The sequence below is a fragment of the Amycolatopsis sp. lyj-90 genome (genome assembly GCF_046549035.1).
Lineage (GTDB): Bacteria > Actinomycetota > Actinomycetes > Mycobacteriales > Pseudonocardiaceae > Amycolatopsis.
In genome coordinates this window covers 21398-39442 of record NZ_JAJPWP010000004.1, presented here as the reverse complement: position 1 = coordinate 39442, position 18045 = coordinate 21398, and the positions used below count along the sequence as shown (strand labels likewise).

At 65.4% G+C, this 18045-nt stretch carries 13 protein-coding genes and 1 pseudogene; 6 read left to right on the top strand and 8 right to left on the bottom strand.

From position 1 onward, the window contains the following. Window positions 1-158: 158 nt before the first annotated feature. Both ACLJPX_RS16125 and ACLJPX_RS16120 read left to right on the top strand, forming a co-directional pair. Complete coding sequence (locus ACLJPX_RS16125; RefSeq protein ID WP_410600801.1) at window positions 159-578, top strand: hypothetical protein; 420 nt, start codon at window positions 159-161, stop codon at window positions 576-578. Window positions 579-856: 278 nt separating this feature from the next. Continuing rightward, complete coding sequence (locus tag ACLJPX_RS16120; RefSeq protein ID WP_410600800.1) at window positions 857-1129, top strand: hypothetical protein; 273 nt, start codon at window positions 857-859, stop codon at window positions 1127-1129. 459 nt (window positions 1130-1588) lie between these two features. Here ACLJPX_RS16120 and ACLJPX_RS16115 read toward each other — a convergent pair whose 3' ends face one another. After that, window positions 1589-1900 (bottom strand): hypothetical protein, encoded by a 312-nt coding sequence (locus ACLJPX_RS16115; protein WP_410600799.1) that lies wholly within the window; start codon window positions 1898-1900, stop codon window positions 1589-1591. A gap of 695 nt (window positions 1901-2595) precedes the next feature. Between ACLJPX_RS16115 and ACLJPX_RS16110 the strand changes: the two genes are divergently transcribed. Genes ACLJPX_RS16110 through ACLJPX_RS16095 form a run of 4 tightly spaced genes read left to right on the top strand, consistent with a single transcriptional unit; the run spans window position 2596 to window position 9080 of the window. Continuing rightward, window positions 2596-3516, top strand: a complete 921-nt coding sequence (locus ACLJPX_RS16110) for a hypothetical protein (protein WP_410600798.1) — start codon at window positions 2596-2598, stop codon at window positions 3514-3516. Then, on the top strand, window positions 3513-5510 hold the full coding sequence (locus tag ACLJPX_RS16105) for a hypothetical protein (RefSeq protein WP_410600797.1): 1998 nt from the start codon (window positions 3513-3515) through the stop codon (window positions 5508-5510). Before ACLJPX_RS16110 ends, ACLJPX_RS16105 begins: the two co-directional genes overlap by 4 nt. Continuing rightward, window positions 5510-6439, top strand: coding sequence for an AAA family ATPase (locus tag ACLJPX_RS16100; RefSeq protein WP_410600796.1), 930 nt, complete (start codon window positions 5510-5512; stop codon window positions 6437-6439). The genes ACLJPX_RS16105 and ACLJPX_RS16100 overlap by 1 nt, the downstream gene beginning before the upstream one ends. A 7-nt stretch (window positions 6440-6446) precedes the next feature. Continuing rightward, on the top strand, window positions 6447-9080 hold the full coding sequence (locus ACLJPX_RS16095) for an SAV_2336 N-terminal domain-related protein (protein WP_410600795.1): 2634 nt from the start codon (window positions 6447-6449) through the stop codon (window positions 9078-9080). Between the two features lie 226 nt (window positions 9081-9306). Here the strand turns inward: ACLJPX_RS16095 and ACLJPX_RS16090 are convergent, their stop codons facing one another. The 7 genes and pseudogenes from ACLJPX_RS16090 to ACLJPX_RS16060 form a co-directional block, all read right to left on the bottom strand. After that, complete coding sequence (locus ACLJPX_RS16090) at window positions 9307-10374, bottom strand: integrase core domain-containing protein (RefSeq protein WP_410600794.1); 1068 nt, start codon at window positions 10372-10374, stop codon at window positions 9307-9309. A 16-nt stretch (window positions 10375-10390) separates the two neighbouring features. After that, window positions 10391-10660 (bottom strand): hypothetical protein, encoded by a 270-nt coding sequence (locus ACLJPX_RS16085; RefSeq protein WP_410601338.1) that lies wholly within the window; start codon window positions 10658-10660, stop codon window positions 10391-10393. Window positions 10661-10706: 46 nt separating this feature from the next. Then, window positions 10707-13733 carry a tetratricopeptide repeat protein gene (locus ACLJPX_RS16080; RefSeq protein ID WP_410600793.1) on the bottom strand — a complete coding sequence of 1009 codons (3027 nt, stop codon included), beginning with the start codon at window positions 13731-13733 and terminating at the stop codon, window positions 10707-10709. 307 nt (window positions 13734-14040) lie between these two features. Beyond that, window positions 14041-14595: pseudogene (locus ACLJPX_RS16075) on the bottom strand (flavin reductase family protein). Next, on the bottom strand, window positions 14592-16019 hold the full coding sequence (locus ACLJPX_RS16070) for an alpha/beta hydrolase (RefSeq protein ID WP_410600792.1): 1428 nt from the start codon (window positions 16017-16019) through the stop codon (window positions 14592-14594). Before ACLJPX_RS16070 ends, ACLJPX_RS16075 begins: the two are co-directional and overlap by 4 nt. Before the next feature lie 12 nt (window positions 16020-16031). Next, window positions 16032-16772 (bottom strand): PDZ domain-containing protein, encoded by a 741-nt coding sequence (locus ACLJPX_RS16065; protein ID WP_410600791.1) that lies wholly within the window; start codon window positions 16770-16772, stop codon window positions 16032-16034. After that, on the bottom strand, window positions 16769-18007 hold the full coding sequence (locus ACLJPX_RS16060; RefSeq protein ID WP_410600790.1) for an MFS transporter: 1239 nt from the start codon (window positions 18005-18007) through the stop codon (window positions 16769-16771). The genes ACLJPX_RS16065 and ACLJPX_RS16060 overlap by 4 nt, the downstream gene beginning before the upstream one ends. Between the last annotated feature and the right edge of the window lie 38 nt (window positions 18008-18045).

Here is an 18045-nt window from a genome sequence, read left to right as displayed (position 1 = left end):
CCCGCACGGGCCGTCCAACACTCCAGGCGTGGTGAGCACCATTCAGAACGATGTCGACGCCCCGAGGAGCGATCGTCATCAAACCGGGGGCCCTCCCCCGTCCGCGGCCGCAGAAACAGCCTGGCCGTTAGGCATCGGCGGACGAACAAGCAGAAAGAGTGAGCGTGGCCAGCCAATTTGGGGCCATCGGGCTCGATGACACCAGCCAGGGCGAGTTCTCGGAGCGGGTGGTCTCCCTGATCAGCGCGGGCACGGCCCGGCAGATCGCGCCGAAGATCGGCGAACATGTCTGGACCGATCCTTCCGGCGCCCGGCTGGTCGCGCAGGTCCGCAAGGGCGGGATCGAGTTCCTCCTGCCGTGTCTGGCCGGTACGACACCCGCGGTAACGGGTGACAACAAGTCTGAGGCAGTGTGGCGCGGCCGACTCGGCGGGCTGGCCGCGCGTCTGCAAGATGAGATTGTCTTTGTAGTAGGCCTTGGTGAACGGCTTGCCGATCCAGTACAGAGTCTGTTTCAGCCCGGGTCGCCGGGCCGACCGCCGGCCCCATCTCCGCGGCGAAATCACCGTCGTGGGTGATCGAGCCCTGGTCGGGCTGCGGGGCGCACGTCGCGGGCAACGTGATGCTCGCAGAAACGGTTTTGAGGTCCTTCTCGCCCTTCGGCGGGTTCGCCGGGTCGCCCGGAACCGTGACGGTCTGCGGATCGGACCAGACCGTCAGGAAGTCGATGTCCTTCGTGATGCACTTGGCGCGGAACCGGACCCTGGCCTGGACGGGGTCGCGCTGTAGTTGCCCAGAGTGATCGACAACGAGACCGTCATGCCCGGCAGCACCACCACCCGGTCTCGTCAGTGTGATGCTCCCTCTGCTACCGGTCACCTTCTCGGTCGTCGTGCCCGTGAGGTCGCAGCTCGACGCCTCGTTGGCAGCCCTCGCTGAGTCCGGCGACGACGAGCAGTTGCGCCCCGCGTTCGCCCGTCATGTCCAGGAGATGCTCCGCGAGTCAAGGGTCGAGTCGGACGCGATCCGGTCTGCTGTCGAGGCGTTCGCTGGCCGCGCTGCAGCGGTGACCGACGAGTCGGCCGCGGGCCACGATCTGCGGGTACTGCTAGCCGAGCAATACTGCTGAGCGGCACCGCCCCTTCGCGCCACAGCTCGAGAAGCGCGCAGGGCGACCGATTGATCCCGAGCTGGTACAGCGTCGTGTGTCCGCCGGTGTGGTGGCCGCCGCGCTGCTGCGCGGCGGCCCGCGGACAGCCGTGGCGGAGATGCTGCACCGCCGGGTCGGCACAGCATGGCGGAACCGCCTGATCGATGAACTCGCCGGCGTGGCGGCCACACCGCCAGCGGTCACTAACGCCTCCACACTGCTCGGAAAGCACCGAGCCAGGCGTGCCGCGTCACGACCTGTGTCTCTAGACGGGCTCGCCGACCCCGATGACAACGACACGATGTCGGCGCGATGTCGGCGCGGGCCGAGCCCCTGGACAAGGCCCTGCCCGCGCCTCACACCGTCGTCCGTAAGGACCGCGACTACTTGTAGACCTTCACCCAGTACGGATCACCGTCGAACAAGCGCGCGTCGTTGTCACGACGCCGAGTGCGCTGCCAACGAGGGAGTTCTGGTCGAGCCGAATTTGCACGCCGCGCCCGCCACGGAGACGGTGAGCCTGCCGTTGACCGCGATGGCCGCCCCGCCCGGCCCGGCGACACCAGAATCCCGCCGGCCGCCCCCGCTCCGCGCACCCGGCCATCGGAGGACAACGGGATCCTCGACGACGGCGTCGGCCCGCCGCAGACCTGGATGATCCGGCCACTGACGTGGCCGCCGCCGCCGGATGTGAAGGGCGTGGTGCTGATGCGGGTGTCCGAACAGCGAGAACTCGTGCCGCGACCCCACCGTAGGAATGACCAACCAGCAACCGAGGACAGTTGGAGCAAGTCCAGCATTCCAGTCACCTCGTCGCTGAGTTCCGGGCTCGGGCAGTCGCGCTAGGTAGGGCTGGCAGGCCGGTCCGGGAGACCGCACGTGAGCTCAAGCTCAGCGAGCTGCGCTGCTCCTGCCGGGATTGCTCAGCCGCCGGCAGGTCCTGATCCCCGTCGCTCGCCGCCAGCACCGTGGTGCTCACTCGGGGCCGGGAAATTCGAACGGTTCCGGCTGCACGTCGCCTCAGAGGCTTCGACGTTGAGACCGAGGAGAGAAGAGCCACAGAGCGGTCAGCCCTAGCGATCTCAGCAGACAAGCCTGCGGCAGCGGGCGACTCCACAGTGCCCCGCCGAACGACACCGCCTTCAAGTCTCGCCGCCATCCATCGAAAACGGCCATAGCCCGCAGGGAAGAAAGCTCGCGCTCAATCTGCTCCATCCAGTCACGAGATCTGTGTCCCGTTCGTGCCGTGTTACTCTTCCGCCCTTGTGGGCCAGGGCCATGGGGTTGCACCGCTGTTCCATCAGTGACTATGGGACGCTCCTTCAAGTGGAGGTCAGTGTGAAGGACATGATCATCATTGAGTCCCGGGACGCGTGAACGATGACCGGCCATCACGGCACCATCGCCGTCGTAACTACATCGCTTAGAGAGCCGACGTAGTTGGCATGCTCCCTCGTCTGGTCTTTGTGCATGGAATTGGTGGACTACGAAACCCTGGCTCCGAACTGACCCAGTGGGTGGAGGCATTGTCGGGCGGGATGCGCCAGGCTGGGCATTCCAGGATCGCCGGATCGTTGCAGGCGACCTTTGTCGACTACAGCGACTTGTTTCTCCCCGATGGTGCGCAGGGGAAGGACGAGGCGCCTCCAGCTGACGAGATCGTCTTCCTCACCGACTTGGTGGGCGCCTTGCTAACCAACTTGGCGAAGGATGCGGTCGAGGAGTCGGATCTGCATGAGGTTGAGGTCGCGCGGTCGCAACTGGGCCAGAATGACCCGCAAGGGTTCGGCGAGCCGGTACGGCTGCTGATCGCCGCGCTCACTGCGGTGCTGCAGATCCCAGGAATTCGGCAGACCGCGCAGTGGGCCTCGGCCCGTTCGCTGCTCCTCTCTCTGGCGCAGGTGGCTAGGTACCTACGGCGCGGCGAGCCGGAGAACGGCCATACCATTGACCAGCGCATCAGAGCGCGGGTGCGGTCGGCGCTACATGCTGACCAGCCAGCCATAATTGTCGCGCATTCGCTGGGCTCGGTTGTAGCCTTCGAGGCCCTACACGACCTGGAGGTTCGAGTACCGTTGTTGGTGACCTTGGGTTCGCCGTTGGCAATGGCCACACTGGTGCTGGACCGGGTTGAGCCCAAACCGCCGATGACGCCGTCGTCGGTCGAACGATGGCTGAACTTCTGGGACCGCGACGATGTCATCGTCGCCCGGCCGAGGCTAGAGCGGCACATCAGGCCCAATGCACTCGGAGTACGGCCGGTGTCCAGCCGGGTCGACTCGGACGGATTGTGGGTGCATTCCGCCGCGAAGTATCTCGCCCAGGCCGCCGTAGCGGGTCCGATCGCCGAGGCACTCCGCGAATGAGCAAGGAATCCACCCGACACTTCTTGGTGATCGCCACCCAGTGCAGGAGCGAGCGGCCTTTGGTCCAGCTAGACACCGCAGCGAGAGCCCTGCATACCACCCTGACCGCACCAGGCGTCTCGGCCGCAACAGGCGCGGTGCTGGTGGACCCGGCGGAAAAGTCCCGAGTTGAAGCAGCTGTTGAACAGGCGGTCAGCCACGCTGGCGCACAAAATGCGGTTCTCATTATCGCATTCCTAGGGCATGGGTTCACTTCCGGGAGAAACCTCTACTACATGGCACATAACACCGTGCGCGACCATCCCGCGTCAGGTGTCGAGATCGGTCGCCTGCTTACCGAAGCCGCGCTACAACCAGGTATCGGCGGGGTGATCGGCTTAATCGACACATGTCACGCCGCGGGCGGTCTCCCAGATATGTCTGCCGTTGTAGGCGGCACTGGACGAATTGGCCTGGAGGTGCTCCTGGCCTCGGCCGTCGACCAGCTCGCCTACCGAATGGACTTCACGTTCGCGCTGACCAGCCTGCTGAACGAGGGCATCGCCGACGCCGCTGACAAGATCTATGTCGACGGAAAACTAGTCAACCGGTTGAAGAAGATGGTGCCCTCCCAGACACCCGCGTGCCTGAACTACAACGGTGGCACGGCGACCCAGCTGTGGCTGGCGCACAACCGTGCGAAGAGCATCGGGACGACCATCGGTTCTGTTGGTGCTGTGGGTAACGAAGAGCTGGCTGCGGCGGTCACAGCTTGGGACGGCGCCTTTCCAATACCGGCGACGTGGACCCCGCGTTCGCTGCAGGACCTGTGGGAGAAAGGGAATCAGCGAGTCAGGGACACTGTCGATGGTGTCAGGCACGCCATGCACGCGGCTGAGTTCGTCCGTGATCACCTGGGCGAAAAGCTTTCCACACCGGAAATGCGGGCCGCCGCACGACGCGCGGGACTCCCGAGGACACCAGCGTCGTCCGGTTCTCCCCTGCTTGTCACCCTCCTGGAGTGCGCCGCTCTTCGCGCCGCTCGGATAGGTCGAAGCCGGTGGGAGCCGTTAGCGAAGTTCGTCTGCGCTTTAGTGATGGCGACAAAGTCCCCGTTCGATGGGCCCGGTCTGCGTCAGTGGGCGAAGACGCGCGGGTTGCAGTTCGAGATCAATGACGCGATGCAAGCGCTCACCGCAGCGCCTGAGCGAACCGACCTGCGTCTGGTGCTGAGTCTCGCGGACGGGCTTACATCGTGGCCAGACACCGTATACGCCTGGGTGCTCCGGCACGGTGAAACACCGACCCCTCAGGCGAGTTTTGACTGTGCACGCAATGACCGGCCTAGCACTGAGGACGCCGTTCACCGCGCATTGGAGTGGGTGCTCCGTGATGTCGTTCAGCCAGGGGAACACCTGGGACATGTTGACGTCGCCGCCCCAGCGCACCTACTGGCTGAATGGTGCCCGGAAGAGACTCGCGCAGGCCTGTACCTCCTTGGCAGCCGGCGTGACGTACTCACCCAGTGGAGCGGACGGATGGAACCAAGCCTGGTGCAGAGCAACGAGTACGCCCGGAGCGCCCTCCGGGAGATCGAGGACCACGTCGGCGTTCCCGTCGATTGGGTGACTCGGAAGGATTTGGGTGACCTGCATTCCTTTCGCACCAAACTTCTCGGTGGGCCATTCCGGCGGGCGATCGGTCTGGACCACCGGCCGTCGAACCTGGTCGACGTCCTCGAGATGCTGCTGCCGTACTCCCCGATCCTGTTCTGGCCAGGCCCCCAAGCGGACATCGAGGGGACGTGGGTGGGCGCGGTCGAGGACAGTTGGGCCGACCTTCCCCAGGGTTTTGCCGACGCGTTTCGCGACCGCTTGGACGGCAAAACGGCGGTGCTGTCCTTCGTCCGTGCGGCCTGGCACGACGCGGGCTGGCTCGAGTTCTGCCGTCAATTTGAGCAACGTTCGGTGCGGAGCCCGGAATCAAAACCCTCCAATCCAGAAAGCGAGTCTTGATGACCTGGTCGCCGTACTACCATGGAGACGGAACGCAACGCCGGGTTGATCTGCCGACGCCGCCGCCGTGGCGAACGTTCCCCCGTCAGTCCCAGCACGCTCAGTTCCAGCCACCAGAAGGACTGGTCGAGGCGGTGAACGCGGCTGTCCAGCTGCGACGCCCGCTACTCTTGCGCGGCCCTGCAGGATCGGGCAAGTCAACCGTCCCCGACCAGGTCGCCCACGAACTAGACCTTGGCCCCGTCGTGCGCTGGCATGTCACCTCCCGCAGCACCCTGCGGGACGCGCTCTACCGTTACGACGCACTCGGCCGCATCCACGCCCACAACCTCAGCGCAGCCAACACGCTTCCTGACAACAATTACGACGACATCGGTGACTACCTGCAGCTCGGCCCGCTCGGCACAGCCCTCCTCCCCACGAAGCGCCCGCGTGCCCTGCTCATCGACGAGATCGACAAGAGTGACCTCGACCTGCCGAGCGACTTGCTCGACGTACTGGAACGCGGCGAGTTCGAAATCCCGGAACTGGCCCGCCACCCGCAGCCTGTGGTCTCTGTCCGGACGTGGCACAGCTTCGAGACCGCAACCATCACGCGCGGCCAGATAGCGTGCACCGAGTTCCCGTTCATCGTGATGACCAGCAACGACGAGCGAGGCTTTCCGGAAGCCTTTCTGCGGCGCTGCATCCGGTTCGCCATGCCCCCGGCCAGCCCGGAGATGCTACACAAGATCCTCGCTGCACATCTCGGCCCAGGTGTCACCGGTACCAGGGCCACCCTCGTTACCGAGTTCGTGGAACGGGTGAGCCGAGGTGAGCGGCTGGCGGTCGACCAGCTACTCAACGCAGTTCATCTACTCACAGACGAGTCTGTGCTCGCCCCCGACAACTTGCGTCAGCTGCTACTGCGTGAATTGTCCAATGATTGAGTCCTCTTTGCTCGAGCTGATCACCGTGCTCCGGGCCGCCTGTCCAGAACTCGACGTCTGGAGTGTGGGCGATGCCTTGTGGCTCGCGGCCGCCGAGGACGATCAGACCCAGACGCACAGCATGCCGGTCGACCGATCGCATCCAGAAGCCCGGAAACCCGTTCAGCAAAACGAACCCGCCACGCCGGCTGAACCGTCGACGGGATCACTCTTCGAGACCCTCCCCACCAGCACCGCTGTTCATACCGGCCAAGCGGTCACGATCACACGGACACGCGGTCTTGCCGACACGATGGCGATTGGTCGCGCGCTGCAGCCGTTCATGGGGCGATGGCCACGCGGCCCACGGGCACAACTCGACATCGACGCTACCGTTGACAGCTACACCCAGAGCGGCATCCTGGTACCCGTCATGGCCTCCGAACCCGAGCGCTGGTTCGTCCTGGTCGTCGTAACCGACACCACCGCGTCGATGGCAGTGTGGCACGAACAGATCGCCGAGTTCACCACACTGCTGCGCGGGATGGGGGCGTTCCAGGAAGTCATCTCATGGTCGCTCAACTCGGACACCGCAGAGCTGACCAACAACCGCGGCCGACAAGTCGGACCAGTTACCCGGGCCGTCAACTCGCCCGGATCACGTCGGCTCGTGTTACTCGTCTCCGACTTCGCCGGGCAGGGTTGGCAGGATGCCCCCGCATGGCTGCTCCTGCGAACCTTGGCCGCGACGACACCGACCGTGCTTGTCAATCCATTGCCACGTCGCTTGTGGCGACATTCCGGCCTGAGGCACCCTATCGTCCGTGCGCGAACGAAGACCATCGGCGCGCGGAATGCGGACCTGGAATTCCCTGTTCCGCTGCGCCTACAGGCTCTCGACGAGCCCATCGACGACTGGTCGCCTATCCCAGTGGCGGCACTCACGGCCCGCAGCCTGGCCCGCCTTTCCCAAACGATCATGCGGGCCGAACTCCAAGGCTGCGATGCGGTCCTGGTGCCCGCCAGTGGGTATGAGCCAAACCCTCAGGAAGCGACCTCGACAACGTCCACAACGGAACTGACCGACGCTTTCCTGCGTACCGCGTCGCCCGCGGCCGCGCGGTTGAGTGTTCTGTGCTCGCCGTTCGAAAGCCTCAGTCTGCCTTTGCTTCATCTCGTTTGCCGGGCCGCGGTTCCTGAAGCTGGACTGACGGACATCGCGGAATTCCTGGTCAGCGGCCTGCTGGTGATCGAGCAACCAGACAGTCATGCGCCGGTTCTTTCCCTGTACCCCCAAGCTGCCACCAGACTAAGCGCATACCTCACCTACCACGACGCCTGGCAGACCATGGACGCCATTACGCGCCATATCACGGAGCACTCGCGCGCTACTCGAACGCGCTCAACCGACGGAGTGCTAGCGGTGGTGAACGAGCCCGGGGCCGGATTGGCCATAACCGCCGAGTTGCGCCCGTTCGCCGCTGCTTCGAACGATCTCCGTCGCGTCCTCGGGATCACCACACCCCTCAACAGCTGGAACTCGGCAGCGATTCGAGGTGAGATCCGAACGTTCTTGGAAACCTTCAGGTCGCCAGATCTTAGAGCCCTCGCGCGCCGCTTCGCGCACACGGGGTTTACGGCGGATGCGACTGCCTGGGACATCATAGACTTCCTGAGCGGACTCGATCCGGGCGCAGACGGAATCCCGCCTGCACTCGCCTTTATCAAAGCCCTGTCAGCGACACTCAACCCTCTGAAACAAGGCTCCACCCTTAACGATTGGGCAGACACGAATGCACATCGACTAGGCATCGACGTTAATTCGTGGAGATGGCGCGCACTCGATCCCGCCATCGTCATCCCGCCACTCCACCTCTGCATTGCAATCGAGCCAGAACCCGCGAACTCACGCACCCTCGTCATTTCTCACTGGCGACAGGATGATCCCTACGCATGGCCGCCCACGCCAGGCGTGCCCCTAACAGTCGACGCCAACGATCTGGAACGTGCCACTGCCGACCTGGTCATGAACACGGAAAACGCTTGGATTGGCTACGGCGGCACGCCCCGGCTGGAATTCATTCTCCCGCGCAGCCTTCTCAACCTGCCGGTCCATCGGTGGCGCAACGCAAGCCGATCCGGCACCCATAGTCCCTTATGCGCAGACTACCCGGTCGCGGTCCGTTCACTGGAGCGAATGCGCGCACGGCACTGGCATCGAAGCTGGCAAGCTCGATGGAGCCAGTTTGAAGAGGACCCATCTGCGGAACGTTTATACTTCGTAGGCCAGTTTGGCAACACCCATCCCATCGACGCCGTACTATCAGATGAACACTGGGTATCAGTGGCACTTTCGGCCCCTCCGACTCAAACAATCGAACCTGGGCGGGAACCAGACGACCTTACAGCAGCTCTGAGGAGCGGTATTCCTCTGGTGCTCTGGAATCAGCAATCGGTAGATATCGAGTGGATGCGGACAATTGTCAGAGGTCTGACAGAAGTAGATGGACTGGCAGACCTGACCTCGCGAATCCACAAGTTACGCCTGGAAGCACTGGCCGGGACGATTCCTAGCACCGCTCTCGACCTTGTCTTGCTGTGGGATGACCCGCGCCGAGTGCTTCTCTTCGAGGAAAGCTGGCCAGTTCGGGCAGGCTTGTAGGGCGGGTGCGTCCGGTTTTCCGCAGCCCGACGGCCAGTACTTCCTGAGCTCGCCGGACATTCCTGTCCAAGCTGTTGACAAGCGGAGTTTTTGCGATTCAACATCCGCTGGGGCACCATGCTCATCACTTCATGGATGCGGTGGCGCGGCAGGCTCCTGTCGACCTTGTCTGCATCGACGAGCTTGCGGGGTTCCACAAGTCTGCCGACGGCTCTGACCCGTAGGGTTATGCCGCCCGTTCGTACTCGTTGATCATGCCTCCGAGAAGCCGCTGTCGCCTGACCCGCTGAGAGTTGAGGTCCGCCACGGGATGGGTCGGCTGTGGTGGGCGAAGCTCGCGTGCCCGGTGCGGGCGTCGACCGTTGTAATGTCGGACGTACTCGGCGAGCACGGCGCGCAGATGTCGCTCGCTCAGAATCAACATCCGCTCGGTGAGCTCGGTTCTGGCCGTGAGCACAAACCGTTCCGCGTAGCAGTTCGCCCGCGGGCAACGCGGAGGAATCCTTACCGCCTCCATGCCGACGTCGGCCAGAACGGCGTCGAACGAGGCCGAGAACTGGCCAGCCCGATCACGGATGAGGAACCTGAACTCGTCGATGCGATCACCAAGATCCAGCATGAGATTGCGGATCTGCTGAGTAGTCCACCGGCCGTCCGGATTCGTGGTCGTGCCCAGGATGTGGACGTAGCGGCTGCCGACCTCCAGCACGAAGAACACATAGATTCTTCTGAGTGTCAGCGCGCAGTCGATGTGGAAGAAGTCGCACGCCAGCATCGTCGAGGCCTGCGTGCGCCGGAACTGCCGCCAGGTCGTATCGGTGTCCCGGACCGGCGCTGGAGGTACACGTGCCCGTTTCAGGATCCGCCGGATCGTCGACGCGCCGACCCGGTGTCCGAGCTTGAGCAGCTCACCCTGAATCCTCTTGTAGCCCCAGCCCTGGTTCTCCCTGGCCATCCGTTCGATCAGCCCAGCGATCACGTCGTCGACCGGTGGACGACCGACCCGGCGTGGACAAGTCCACTTCGCAGCTACCAGGCGCCGATGCCAGCGCAGGACCGTGCCCGGAGTGACCAACCGGTGCAGCCGCAGCGCCCTGGGCAGCAGTCGGACCAACGCGGCGAACACAGCCCGGTCAGCCCAGTCCAGACGAGGCTTCGGGTTGCCTCTGCGCAGCACGGCCACCTCATGGCGCAATACCAGCAACTCGACATTCTTCGACGCCGACGACCGGCCGAGCAACACCAGCAAACCCGCCAGCCGAAAGAAGATCAGATAGAGCAGACGCAACGACATGACCGACGATCATGCCCTACCCGCCGAAGCGCGCGTCGCAGCAGGTCTGATGCATGAACCGACTTCTGGATCCCCGCACGGTCTTGGAGCGGGTGCCGTTGCGTGAGTTGCCGGTTCCGCGGCTGGCCGGGTCGTGCTTGTCATAGCCCAGGTGGCGTGTTGCGAAAGCCACTTTCGCAGCGTTGAAGGTTGTGGGAAAGTGGCTTTCGCACGCCAGCGGCACGGCTCGATGCGTATCGGACCGGTCGCTTGCGATCTGCTGGGCCTGTCCGATCCGGTTGATCAAGGCTCAGTACTGAGACCGCCCAATCGATAGCCTGTGCTGTCCATTTCTACTGGCGCTGGCGCATAGCTGCAATGATCGTCTTCTCACTGTCGCTCCGCGACGCGCGGGCTTGGAGGACAGCCGCGTCTTCCTCGATTTCCTCTCGCTCCGGGAGATTCGCGTCGGTAGCGATGGCCAGTGCGCGTTGCCAGTGGGAAAGAGCCTCGACCTCATCCCCCTGTGCCACCGCGATCCTGCCGAGACCCCGGTATGACTGGGCGGCTTTGTAGGTCTGCCCACTTTCCTTGATGAGCCGCAACGCGTGCCGAAAGCACTCAACCGCTGCTTCGAGATCGCTTGCCCCTTCGTGGACCTCACCGAGCACGTTCAGTGCCTGGCTCTCGACGTCCTGGTCACGGATCGCGCGCGCGATCACAAGGGCCTCGCGACCCAGTTCCAGTGCTTCGTCGGTGTCACCGTTGCGGCGCAGGCAATCCGCGAGAATGTACAGACTCCGCGCTTCGGCTTCCTTCGCGCCGATCCGCCGGGTGAGCGAGAGCGCATCCAGAAGGTATCTCCGTGCCACCGCGAGATCACCGATCAAAGTGTTTGTCCAGCCGACATTGATCAGGCCCATCGCCTCGGCATAGTGGTTGTCCCGGCCGGAGATCATGCCGAGCGCACCAAGGTGGTATTCCGCAGCCTCATCGTACCGACCGGCCTTGGTGAGTGCCACGCCAAGATTTGCCAGCACCGACGCCCGGTCGAACGGGGCCGCGGACTCACTGAGCGCACCGAGCGCCGTTTGCAGGGTCGCGATCGCCGCGTCGTACCGGCCGAGCCGGATGTAGACGGTGCCGATATGCCGAAGGGCGCTCGCCTCGCCGTCCGGATCGCCGAGCTCCCTGGTGATGGCGAGCGCCTCACGCAGCCCACTCTCAGCCTCGTCGTAGCAGCCGATGCCGAGCTGAGCGACGCCGAGGTTGCTCCGCAGTGTCGCCTCGGCGGCCCGGTTCCCTGCCCTGCGCGCAGCTTCGAGCCCATGTTCGTAGATGTCCAGCGCGTCGTCGAGATACCCGTTCCGCAGCAGCAACGGACCCACCGTCAGCGGTAGCAGGCGGGCTTGGTCGAGCAAACCGGCGGCGAATGCGCTGCTGGCGATCGCGACCAGGTTCCGATGTTCCGCGGCGAGCAGACTCTTCGCCTGCCCTAGTACCTTCTCCGCCGAAGTGGCCAGTTCGACATAGTGAGTGGTGAGTCGCTCGATCGCGGATCGCCGCTCGTCCGGTGGCTCCTCCTCCTCCGCGACGTCCTGTGCATGCTGACGAACCAGATCGTGAAAGTGGTATCGGCCGGGTTTGTGCTGGGTCAGCAGATGGACGTCGAGCAACTCCTCCAGCAACGCCTCCACATCCTGGGAAGGTGCGTTCAACAGCGTCGCCGCGGCGCCGGAGTCGAAATCCGACCCTGGGTGAAGTCCGAGTAGTCGGTAGAGCCGTCGCTGGCGACCGGGGAGGTGCCGATAGGAGACGGTGAACGCTGCCCGCACGCTCCGGTCCGCTGTGGACAGTTCGTTGAGCCGTCTTCGTTCGTTGGCCAACCTGCTCGAAAGGTATTCGATAGTCCACATCGGGCGATGACGCAGTCGGGATGCGGCGATCCGGATGGCGAGCGGAAGACGGCCACATTGGGCAACGACCTCACGCAGCCGATCAGGCTCGCGGTCGACTCGCTTCTGCCCGGCAATTCTGCGGAACAGCTCGATCGCCTCGTCCTCGGGCATCGGCTCCAGTGGAACCGGTGTCACTCCCTCCAAAGTGGACAGGCTCCGTCTGCTGGTGATGATCGCCTGGCCGCTGGGTGAACCGGGTAGTAAGGCGCGCACCTGTGCGGCGTTCGCGGCGTTGTCCAGCACGATGATCATCCGACGATCAGCCAGCTCGGAGCGCCATCTGGCCACCTTCGACTCGACGTCGTGCGGCACCTGTTCGGGCGGCAGGCCAAGGCTGCGCAGCAGCTGATCCAGCGCCGCACCGGTCTCGAGCGGATGCTCGCCGGGGGTGTAGCCGTGCAGGTCGATGAATAGCTGTCCATCGGGATACTGGTCGGCCAGCTGATGCGCGACACGGACGGCGACGGTGGTCTTGCCGACCCCGGCCATGCCGTCGACCGCGGTGATGACGAGCGCGGTGTCGTCGGTCGAGCCCTCTGCCGCGAGCAGTCGATCGATCTCCGCACTCCGGCCGGTGAAGTCCGCGATATCGTGCGGTAGCACGCACGGCTTGATCGCGCCGGTGCCGGGGGCCGAGTGACGGTCGGCAAGCAGCTCGAGTTCCGGGTCGCCGCGCAACATGCGCTGATGCAGGTCACGCAGTTCCTGCCCAGGGTCGACCCCGAGTTCGTCCGCCAGCCGTGCCCGCGTGCGTTCGTAAAGGGCCAACGCCTCCGGTTGCCTGCGGCAACGATGAAGCGCCAGGATCAACTGGTAGCTGAATCGCTCTCGGAGTGGATTCGCCGTGACCAGTTCGGTGAGTTCGGAAATCAGCGAGCCGGTTTCCCCGCTCGCCAACCGGAGGTCGACCAGCAGTTCCCTGGCTTCCAGTCGTTGCTCGTTCAGCCTGGCGGCAGCCGCGTCGATGAACCGCCCGCTAAGGCCGGCTAGCGCCGGACCTCGCCAAAGACCGAGCGCCACCTGAAGGCTGGCGATGGCGTCTTTTCGCTCCCCTTCGGACGATGCTTTGCGCGCCTCCGCGTGCGCGGCGGCGAATCGCTGCGCATCGACCAGATCCTTCTCGACGTCCACACGATAGTGCGCGCCGTCCGTGACCACGATCGACCTGGCCGTGCCAAGGCATTTGCGCAATGCCGCGATCGCGTTGTGGACCTGTCGCCGCGCGGTGTCCGGCGGAGCGTCCTCCCAGAGCACGTCGATCAGATTCGAGGTGGTGAGTACGCCCCCTCCGGCGAGCAACAGCGCGGCGAGCAACTTGTCCTGTCTGCCGCCGCCAAGATGACGCCGCTCACCGTCGAGGACCACCTCGAGCGGGCCCAGCAATCGGAACTCGGCGACCCCCACCTGCGCGTTATCCCTCATACCCCCAGTATTCAATAACCTGCATGGCTCGCGGGCCTGGTTCGGCCCCTAATTAGGCCGACCGGGTGCACTGCCGCAGGCTGTTGGCCTGCGGCAGTGCCGTCCCCCGAGCCTCAGCAGTGATGCAACCAGCACATCGAGGCCACATTCGTCGTTTCACTGGCTGAACCCGCGGACATCACTGCAGGAACCGCGAGGGCTCCGATGATCGCAAGCCCGGCGAAGAATGCTCTCAATCGTACGATTCGCATGACCGGTACCTCCCAGATCGTGTCATTGACGAACTACCGCATCATGGAACCGCTCGCTATCGAACCGACATCGAAGCCACCTCCGCCGAAGGCCCGTTCCAGTACCGGCCACGCCAGAACACCAGCGGCGACACGTCGCCACGCAGATCGCCGAGCGTTCGCACACCGGCAACGACCAGCATGTGATCGCCCGCGTGCACCAAGGAGTCCACCACGCAGTCGAAATAGGCCACGCTCGCCGTGAGCACGGGCGAACCGGTGCACGGAGCGGGTTACCACTCGACCTCCTCCAGTGACCGCCCGTCCCGAGGGCGGTCCGGGAGTGCGAATCGCCGAGACTCGGATTGCTGAGCGTCCGACAGCACACTGATCGCGAAGGCGGTGCCCGGAGCGACATCGGCCAGCCACCGGCTGCCTTCGCGCACCGACACCAGAACCAGGGGCGGTTCGAGCGACACCGGGAGGAACGAGTTCGCGGTCATCGCCCTCGGTTCGCCGCGAACGACCGCGCACAGCACCGTCACGCCAGCGACGAAATACCCTGCGGTTTCACGAAACCGTTCGGGTCCGACCGCCGCGAGGCGCACGGCCGCGTACGCACGCCCGCTCATCCGATCCCCTCCAGCCAGCGCAGGAGTGCGGGAAAAACCCGGCGTGCGCCGGCATCGGTGCGCACCCCGTGGCCTTCGCCCGCCAGCACCACAACCTCGGAGCCCGAGGCGAGCCGATCCGCGTGCCGGGTCACCGCCCCGACCGGAATGCGCTGGTCGCCCCGGCCGTGTGCGACGAAGTGCGGTACTGCCGCTGGAGGACGGTCCGGGGCGAACCGGGTGCCGGGTGCGCCGAGGAACGCGGCGACACCAGGGTGCTCGGCTTCGTCGAGGTCCGTCGTCGCGAAGAACCCCCCGAGCAGGAAGACCGCCTTGATCGCGGTCGACTCGGCCGCGGTGCGAGCGGCGAGGTAACCACCGTAGCTGCGACCGCCGAGCACGACCGGGCCGGTGGCGAACCGGCGGACGACCGCAAGTACGTCCTTGACGTCGTCGTCGCCGTAACGCGCCGGCCGGGGAGGGCGCAACGAGGGGTCGAGAATTCCGCTGCCGCGCACGTTCGGCAGCACGACCCGCCATCCGTCGAGGACCAGGGAGTCGGCGAAGGGAGACCATGTCGCCACGTTCATCCCGTTCGGGCCGCCGTGCAGGATCACAATGGTGCCGCGCGGCGGCTGGTCCGGTTCGTACCACAGGCAAGGCAGCCGGCATGCGGGCCCGTCGATCACGACCGCCCGCGTGGGCGTGGGGGCGTGGCGCGAGCCGGGGACCACGGGCAGGTGCGCCGCCCGGCGGATCCGGCCCACCGGCAAGAGTTCGAGCCGCCTCGGCTGACCGGTCGAAGTCCAGCAGAGGCCGACCACGTCGCCGACTCGGCGGACACCGGAGACCACGAGGTCCGCACCGGCCAGCACCGACCGCACCGCGCCCGTCGTCACGTCCCAGCGGCAGAGCTGCCGGGATGGCCACCGCTCCCTGGTCACCAGCACCTCGTCGCGGCCGAGCCAAGGACCCAGCTCGACCACGTTGCCGAGTCGTGCTGGTGCCTTTCCGTCCTCTTGACAGAGCGCTACGCGGCTCCATCCGTCCTTGGTGAGGAATGCGACCCTGCCGGGCAGGTCCGGATTGCGCCGTACTGTCCGCGCCTCCGGCGCGTCCGCAAGCGGCATACCGGGTGCCGACAACCGGAGCATCCGGCCCGATTCGCTTGCCAGGTCGTCGAAGACCTCACAGGTCAGCCCGGAATTCGTCCATTGCGGACGGCGATACCAGGAACTTCCGCTGGTGAGCTGCCGCCAGCCGGTTGTTTCCGGCACCGCGAGATGCCGGCCCGACCACGCGTCGGTGCTCACCAGTGGCCTGCCGCGGCCGTCCAGTGCGAACGCCGGTTCGAAGCCGTCGAGCTGAGCCCGGGCGAAAGGGCCGGGCAGGCCGCGCACTATATCCGGTGCGCGGTCCGGCAGCGGAGGGACCGAAAGGAACATCGACGGCCCTGATCAGGCGTTCGTCAGGTACTCGGGCGGCTGTTTCGCCTCCAGCACGGCGACCAGCGACCGATCGCCGACCCGCAGCCGCACCTGGTCACCGGGCCGCCGGTCGTCGATCCACCCGTCGAAGTCCTCCATGCTGTCGAAGACGACCTGATCCGCGGACCGGATAACGTCGCCCGGCCGGACCCCGGCCAGGTCAGCGGGAGAGCCGGAGCGCACTCTGGAAACCAAGATCCCGTCGCCCTCGGTGACCCCGACCGGCACGACGCCGAGGACTGCGCGGTGGCCGATCTGGTAGTTGTTCGCACTGCCGTCAAGGTGATCGGCGAGCAGTTCGAGGTGGTGTTCCCAGCCGTGTTCCCAGCCGTCCCGTTCGAAACGGCCGATGCGGTCGTCCGGGAACCCGGCGTGGGTCAGCCGGAGTGTCGCGTGTCCGTCGTCCGTCCCGGTCAGCAGCAGGGTGACCGTACTGTCCACTTGGGACTGAGCGAGTCGCAGCAGGAGGGTGAGTCGCTCAGGACGTCGCAGAGCGGTGATCCGGCCGACGTCCGCGGATGGCATGGTCAGCCCGGCGTCGTAGAACCAGCAGAACGCCGCTCCCTGCCTCTCAGGCATGACGAACCCGGCCACGCCAAGCCATCCACGTGCCGCCCCGCTGTCGAATATCTTGTCCCATACTCGTTCCGGCGTGTGGCGGAGCACTACGTCGTGGCGCACCGGGGCAGTGGTGGTTTCGCTTGCGGTCATGACATCCTTCCTTCTTCGTCTGGTTGACGGACGATCCGCGCGGTGGTCACCGTGCAGCCGGCGAACACGGCGAGCGCCGCGAAGATCCCGGCCGCGAGGAACATCGCGGCACGCAGCCCGGCCGACGCGGCGAGTACACCGCCGACCGCCGCACCGATCGGGATGGCGCCGTAGGTGACCAGCCGGTGCACACCGTTGACTCGGCCGAGCAAGTCGTCCGGTGTGTGCGACTGCCGTAGCGATACCTGCACCACATTCCGGACGGTCACCGCGAACCCGGTGAACACCACGATCGCGAACGGCATCCAGGCCGCGATCGCGAACCCCAGCAGCAGGCTGCCGGCGCAGCTGACGAGCAGGGTCACCTGGATGGTCGGCGCGGTACCGAGAAGCCGATCAATCCGTGGAGCAGCCAGACCGCCCACGAACGCGCCGACCGAGCCACAGGCAAGCAGAAGGCTGAACCCGACCGGGCCGATGCCGAAGATCTGCCCGACGAACAGGACCAGAATCGACGACTGCGCGAAGTTCGCCAGGTTGCCGCCACCGGAGAGCATGGTCAGTGAACGCAGCAGGGGTTGCCGGAGCAGCCAACGCAAGCCCTCCGCCAGGCTCGACCTGACGGTGCCGAAGGACATCGCGCGCGGATTGGGCACCCGATAGTCACCACGCATGCGACGCAGCAGGGCCGCGCTCACCAGATAGCTCAACGCATCACCGACCAGCGGGAACATCCGATGCCAGCCGAACAGGAGGCCGCCGAGCGGCGGCCCCAGAAAGTCGAGGGTCAGCGTCTGGCTGGTCATCAGCCGGGAGTTCGCCGCGCGGATCCGATCGGGATCTCGGCCGGTCATCTTCGGCAGCACCGCGACACTGCTGCTGTCGAACAGGATTCCGGCGCAGGTCAAGAGGAACGCGGCCGCCATGAGCAGCGGGATGGTGACCACGTCCGCCAGCACCGTGACCGCGAGAGCCGCGGTCAGCGCGGCTCGCACGAGGTCGCAAACCCACATGACCCGCACCCGGTTCCACGAGTCGGCGAGTGCGCCCGCCGGTAGCGCGAACAACACCCACGGAAGCCAGCGCACGGCCACTACCGCGGCGACCACTTTCGGATCGCTGGACAACGTCGCCGCCAGCAGCGGCAGCACCACCGCGGACATTCCGTCGCCCGCGTACGAGATCGTCGAGGCTCCCCACAGGTAGCGGAAATCCGGTGTGCCCCGGATGAACAACCGGTCCCTTAGCCGACCGCTTGCTTGCCTTTCGGTAT